A 6,107-nucleotide genomic window follows, 5' to 3' on the forward strand; every position below is an offset into this window, starting at 1 on the left:
GCCGGGCCGGGGGGGCCCCCCGGCGCCGCCCGGGCCCGCTGGGGGGGGGGGGGGGGGGCGCGGGGGCGCCCCCCGGGGGGGGGCCCCCCCCCGCGGGGGGGGGGGGGGCCCCGCCTCTGGAGCCGTACGGGAGCGGGATCAGCCCTCGCTGACGCCCAGCTTCTCCAGGATCAGGTCCTTGACCTTCGCAGCGTCCGCCTGGCCACGGGTGGCCTTCATGACCGCGCCCACCAGGGCGCCGACCGCCGCGACCTTGCCGCCGCGGATCTTGTCGGCGATGGCCGCGTTGCCCGCGATGGCCTCGTCGACCGCCGTGCCGAGCGCGCCGTCGTCGGAGACGACCTTCAGACCGCGCTTCTCGACGACCTCGTCCGGGGTGCCCTCGCCGGCGAGGACGCCTTCGATGACCTGACGGGCCAGCTTGTCGTTGAGGTCGCCGCCGGCCACCAGGGCCGAGACCCGGGCCACGTCCGCCGGCGTGATGGGCAGCTCCTCCAGGGAGACGCCCTGCTCGTTGGCGTTGCGGGCCAGCTCGCCCATCCACCACTTGCGGGCCGAGGCCGCGTCCGCGCCCTCCTCGGTGGTGGCGACGATCGCGTCGACCGCGCCCGCGTTGAGGATGGCCTGCATCTCCACCTCGGAGACGCCCCACTCCTCGCGGAGCCGGTTGCGGCGCACGCGCGGCAGCTCGGGCAGCCCCTTGCGGAGCTCCTCGACCCACTCGCGGGCCGGGGCCACGGGGACGAGGTCGGGCTCCGGGAAGTACCGGTAGTCCTCGGCGTTGTCCTTGATGCGGCCGGAGGTGGTGGAGCCGTCGTCCTCGTGGAAGTGACGGGTCTCCTGCACGATCGTCCCGCCGGAGGACAGGACGGCCGCGTGGCGCTGGATCTCGAAGCGCGCGGCGCGCTCCACCGAACGGAGCGAGTTGACGTTCTTCGTCTCCGAGCGGGTGCCGAACGTCTTCGTGCCGTGCGGACGCAGCGACAGGTTCACGTCGCAGCGCATCTGGCCCTTGTCCATGCGCGCCTCGGAGACGCCCAGGGCACGGATCAGCTCGCGCAGCTCGGCGACGTACGCCTTGGCGACCTCGGGGGCCCGCTCGCCCGCGCCCTCGATCGGCTTGGTGACGATCTCGATGAGCGGGATGCCGGCCCGGTTGTAGTCGAGCAGCGAGTGCGAGGCGCCGTGGATGCGGCCGGTCGCGCCACCGATGTGGGTGGACTTGCCGGTGTCCTCCTCCATGTGGGCGCGCTCGATCTCCACGCGGAAGACCTCGCCGTCCTCCAGCTGGACGTCCAGGTAGCCGTTGAAGGCGATCGGCTCGTCGTACTGGGAGGTCTGGAAGTTCTTCGGCATGTCCGGATAGAAGTAGTTCTTCCGGGCGAAGCGGCACCACTCGGCGATCTCGCAGTTCAGCGCGAGACCGATCTTGATGGCGGACTCGACGCCGATCGCGTTGACCACCGGCAGCGAGCCGGGCAGGCCGAGGCAGGTCGGGCAGGTCTGCGAGTTGGGCTCCGCGCCCAGCTCGGTCGAGCAGCCGCAGAACATCTTGGTCAGGGTGCCGAGCTCGACATGGACCTCGAGGCCCATGACGGGGTCGTACTCGGCGAGCGCCGCTTCGTACGACAGCAGTTCAGTGACAGTCACGGTGGAACTTCCCTCTCAGCCCAGCAGGACGTCGTCGTCGCCGAGCCGCTTCAGCTCGCGGTACAGGATGGCGAGGCCGGTGACGATGGCGGCGGCGGACACGACGGCGTCGACGAGCTTGAGCGTGTCGTGCTCGTTGCGGGCCTTCTTGATCTGCTTCGTCACGGCGACGGCGCCGAACGCGGTCGTACCCATGGACAGGTACGTGCCGGCCTTGGACTTCTTGAAGCCCTTGGCCTTCTGCAGTGCACTGGTGGAACTCACAGCGACGGAGCCTCCTCGAGCAGCGGGTGGCCCCACTTTTCCACGAAGGCGGCCTCGACGGCGGCGCCGACCTTGTAGAGCCGGTCGTCCTTCATGGCGGGGGCGATGATCTGCAGACCGACCGGGAGACCGTCCTCGGGTGCGAGGCCGCAGGGCAGCGACATGGCGGCGTTGCCGGCCAGGTTGGTCGGGATGGTGCACAGGTCCGCGAGGTACATCGCCATCGGGTCGTCGGCGCGCTCGCCGATCGGGAAGGCGGTGGTGGGCGTCGTCGGGGAGACGATCACGTCCACCTCCTCGAAGGCCTTCTCGAACTCGCGGGTGATGAGGGTGCGGACCTTCTGCGCCGAGCCGTAGTACGCGTCGTAGTAGCCGGAGCTCAGCGCGTACGTACCGAGGATGATGCGGCGCTTGACCTCGTCGCCGAAGCCGGCCTCACGGGTGAGCGCGGTGACGTCCTCGGCGGACCGCGTGCCGTCGTCGCCGACCCGCAGGCCGTAGCGCATGGCGTCGAAGCGGGCCAGGTTGGAGGAGCACTCCGACGGCGCGATCAGGTAGTACGCGGAGAGCGCGAGGTCGAAGGTCGGGCAGTCCAGCTCGACGATCTCGGCGCCCAGCGACTTCAGCAGCTCGACGGACTCGTCGAAGCGCTGCACGACGCCGGCCTGGTAGCCCTCGCCGCGGAACTGCTTGACGACGCCGACGCGCATGCCGGCCACCGAGCCGTTGCGAGCGGCCTCGACGACCGGCGGGACCGGGGCGTCGATGGAGGTCGAGTCGAGCGGGTCGTGCCCGGCGATCGCCTCGTGGAGGAGGGCCGCGTCCAGGACCGTACGGGCGCAGGGGCCGCCCTGGTCGAGGGAGGACGAGAAGGCCACCATGCCGTAGCGGGAGACGCCTCCGTAGGTCGGCTTGACGCCGACGGTGCCGGTGACGGCCGCGGGCTGGCGGATCGAGCCGCCGGTGTCCGTGCCGATGGCGAGCGGGGCCTCGTACGCGGCGAGGGCGGCGGAGGAGCCGCCGCCGGAGCCGCCGGGGATCCGGGTCAGGTCCCAGGGGTTGCCGGTCGGGCCGTAGGCGCTGTTCTCCGTGGAGGAGCCCATCGCGAACTCGTCCATGTTGGTCTTGCCGAGGATGACGACGTCGGCGGCCTTGAGGTTCTTGACCAGGGTCGCGTCGTACGGCGGGATCCAGCCCTCCAGGATCTTCGAGCCCACGGTCGTCGGCATGCCGGCGGTGGTGAAGATGTCCTTGAGCGCGAGCGGCACACCGGCGAGCGGGCCGAGCTTCTCGCCCCGGGCGCGCTTCTCGTCGACGGCGCGGGCCTGGGCGAGGGCACCCTCGCGGTCGACGTGCAGGAAGGCGTGGACCTTCTCGTCGACGGCCTCGATGCGCGCGAGGTGGGCCTCGGTGACCTCGACGGCGGTGAGCTCGCCGGCGGCGATCTTCCCGGCGATCTCGGCCGCGGTGAGCTTGATGATGGTGTTGTCCGTCATGACTTCTTAGTCCTCCCCCAGGATCTGCGGCACCTTGAAACGCTGCTGCTCCTGGGCCGGGGCGCCGGAGAGCGCCTGCTCGGGGGTGAGCGACGGACGGACCTCGTCCGCGCGCATGACATTGGTCAGCGGCAGCGGGTGGGAGGTCGGCGGTACGTCTTGGTCGGCGACCTCGGAGACGCGGGCGACCGCGCCGATGATGTCGTCGAGCTGGCCGGCGAAGTGATCGAGTTCTTCGCCCTTCAGCTCCAGACGCGCCAGCCGTGCGAGGTGGGCGACCTCCTCGCGCGTGATGCCAGGCATGCGGATCCTCACGGGGTGAGCTTGATGGTGTCGGGCCATCCTATGGCGCCGGTGCCGCTGCCCGTTAAACGGTTTGCCCCGGGAGGGTGCGGGTCACTGCACGACCTGGCCCGAGGGGTGGTCCAGGTCGACCTGGGCGGCGATGTCGGCGGGGCGGCGCCAGCCGTGCTCGCCGCGGGCCAGGAGCCAGGCGGTGGCCTCGGCGGGCGGCATCGCGGCGGCGACCAGCCAGCCCTGGACGGCGTCGCAGCCCAGGTCGCGCAGGCGCTCCCAGGTCTCGTCGTCCTCGACGCCCTCGGCGACGACGAGGAGGCCGAGCGAGTGGGCGAGGTCGAGGGTGCAGCGGACGATCTCGGCGTCCTCGGTGTCGACGGCGAGCCGGGCCACGAAGGAGCGGTCGATCTTCAGTTCGCTGACGGGCAGCCTGCGCAGGTGGACGAGGGAGGAGTAGCCGGTGCCGAAGTCGTCCAGGGACATCTTGACGCCGTGGCCGGTGAGGCCGTTCAGCGTGTCGGCGGCCCGCTGGGGGTCCTCCAGGAGCACGTGTTCCGTTATCTCCAGCTGGAGGGCTCCGGCCGGGACGCCGTGGCGGGCGAGCCGGGCGGCGACGGCGCCGGCGAAGCCGGGGGTGTGGACGTCGCGGGGCGAGACGTTGACGGCGACCGGGACGTTGAGGCCCTGGGCGCGCCAGCGGGCGACCTGGGCGAGGGCCGTCTCCAGGACGTACTCGGTGAGGTGGGGCATCAGGCCGGAGGACTCGGCGATGGCGATGAACTCGTCCGGGGGGACCTTGCCGCGCTCGGGGTGGACCCAGCGGACGAGGGCCTCCAGGCCGGCGACCTGGCCGTCGAAGCGGACCTTGGGCTGGTAGTGGAGTTCGACCTCGCCGGCGTCGAGGGCGCGGCGGAGGTCGCCGAGGAGGCCGAGCCGGTCGGGGGTGTTGGAGTCGCGCTTGGACTCGTAGACCTCGACGCCGGTGCGGTCCCGCTTGGCCTGGTACATGGCGACGTCGGCGCGGCGCAGCAGGCCCTCGGCGTCGAGGGCGTGGTCGGGGAAGACGGCGACTCCGGCGCTGGCCTCCAGGACGAGGGTGAGCCCGTCGAGGTCGAGCGGGGAGGACAGCTCGGCGACGAGGTGGCGGGCGACCCGCTGGGCGCTGGTGGTGGAGTCGCAGGTGGGCAGCAGGACGGCGAACTCGTCGCCGCCGAGACGGGCGGCCTCGGCACCGTGGGGCAGGGCGTGGCGGAGCCGTTCGGCGATCTGGAGGAGCAGCCGGTCGCCGGCGAGGTGGCCGAGGGTGTCGTTGACCGAGCGGAAGCGGTCGAGGTCGATGAGGACGAGGGCGGCGCGGACCCCCTCGCCCTCGGCCTCCTCCAGGGCGGTCCAGGCCCGCTCCAGGAGCCACTGGCGGTTGGGGAGCCCGGTGAGCGGGTCGCGGAGCTGTTCCTCGGCGCGGGCGCGGGCGATCCACAGGGTGGAGTCCAGCGCGATGAGGGGGACGGCGAAGAGCGGCAGGAGGACCGGCCGGGTGGCGGCGACGACGCAGAGGAGCGGGGCGATGCCGAGGAGGGCGACGGCGACGAGGCCCTGCCGCAGGAGGGCGGTGCGGGCGATGGTGGGCAGTCCGCGGCCCTGGGGGGCGAGCGTGTACCACAGGAGGAGGCGGGTGACCACGAGGTAGGTGCCCGCGGCGAGGACGACTTCCGGGAGGTCCCCGATCGTCCAGTCGAGCGGCTGCCAGGGCTGCTCGACGGTCGGTACGTCTCCGAAGAGGGCGAGGACGAGGGCGGCGGCGCCGACGCCCAGGATGTCGGCGGCGCCGTGCAGCAGGCTCTGGCGCCAGCGGTGCCGGCGGGCGGCGCCGACCAGGGCGACGACGGTCAGCGAGACGAGTCCGGCGGGCACCCAGCCGTACAGCAGGAGGACGGCGAGGGTGAGGGCGGCGCCGGAGCCGGTGCCGCCCCACCAGCGGTCCCGGCCGAGGGCGACCAGGTGGCCGACGATGAGTCCGGTGAGGACGGCGAGGGACCACCCGGCGACGCCGCCGGGGAAGAGTCCGTGTCCGCCGCCGACGGCTCGCTGGAGCCCGACGGCGAGCACGACGGCGGCGATGCCCACCACGGCTGCGGACAGCCGGGAGGGGAAGCCCAGGGGGACCTCACGGCCGTGCGGCCGTGGGACCGGGGCGGCGCTCTCGGTCGGTTCCATTCCCGTCCCTCTCACAGGCGGCGGTGCCGTCGGTGTGCGATGGGCCGCGCTGCCGCGGCCGTCCGTCGTCCGGCCCGTCCGGCGTGGGGGGGGGGGGGGGCGGGCGGGGGCGGGGGGGGGGCGCGAGGGGTGTGGGGGGGTCCGCCGCGCCGTCTCCGACCCGGCGAGGGCGGGCGGGGCTCTAGG

At 72.9% G+C, this 6,107-nt stretch carries 5 protein-coding genes; all 5 read right to left on the reverse strand.

Going from position 1 to position 6,107, the window contains the following annotated elements; translation table 11 throughout:
* Positions 1 to 138: 138 nt before the first annotated feature.
* The 5 genes from gatB to ACFV2S_RS14185 all read right to left on the reverse strand — a co-directional run bounded on the left by gatB (position 139) and on the right by ACFV2S_RS14185 (position 5,921).
* Positions 139 to 1,650 carry an Asp-tRNA(Asn)/Glu-tRNA(Gln) amidotransferase subunit GatB gene (gene gatB, locus ACFV2S_RS14165; RefSeq protein WP_385557636.1) on the reverse strand — a complete coding sequence of 504 codons (1,512 nt, stop codon included), beginning with the start codon at positions 1,648 to 1,650 and terminating at the stop codon, positions 139 to 141.
* Between the two features lie 15 nt (positions 1,651 to 1,665).
* Positions 1,666 to 1,914, reverse strand: a complete 249-nt coding sequence (locus ACFV2S_RS14170; RefSeq protein WP_383796986.1) for a hypothetical protein — start codon at positions 1,912 to 1,914, stop codon at positions 1,666 to 1,668.
* Positions 1,911 to 3,410 carry an Asp-tRNA(Asn)/Glu-tRNA(Gln) amidotransferase subunit GatA gene (gatA, locus tag ACFV2S_RS14175; protein ID WP_383796985.1) on the reverse strand — a complete coding sequence of 500 codons (1,500 nt, stop codon included), beginning with the start codon at positions 3,408 to 3,410 and terminating at the stop codon, positions 1,911 to 1,913. Before gatA ends, ACFV2S_RS14170 begins: the two co-directional genes overlap by 4 nt.
* 6 nt (positions 3,411 to 3,416) lie before the next feature.
* Entirely contained in the window at positions 3,417 to 3,713 is a 297-nt protein-coding gene (gatC, locus tag ACFV2S_RS14180) for an Asp-tRNA(Asn)/Glu-tRNA(Gln) amidotransferase subunit GatC (protein WP_015036350.1), read from the reverse strand.
* Positions 3,714 to 3,806: 93 nt separating this feature from the next.
* Positions 3,807 to 5,921 (reverse strand): putative bifunctional diguanylate cyclase/phosphodiesterase, encoded by a 2,115-nt coding sequence (locus tag ACFV2S_RS14185; protein WP_385557641.1) that lies wholly within the window; start codon positions 5,919 to 5,921, stop codon positions 3,807 to 3,809.
* Positions 5,922 to 6,107 lie beyond the last annotated feature (186 nt).

Source organism: Streptomyces sp. NPDC059695 (assembly GCF_042733785.1).
Taxonomy (GTDB): Bacteria; Actinomycetota; Actinomycetes; order Streptomycetales; family Streptomycetaceae; genus Streptomyces.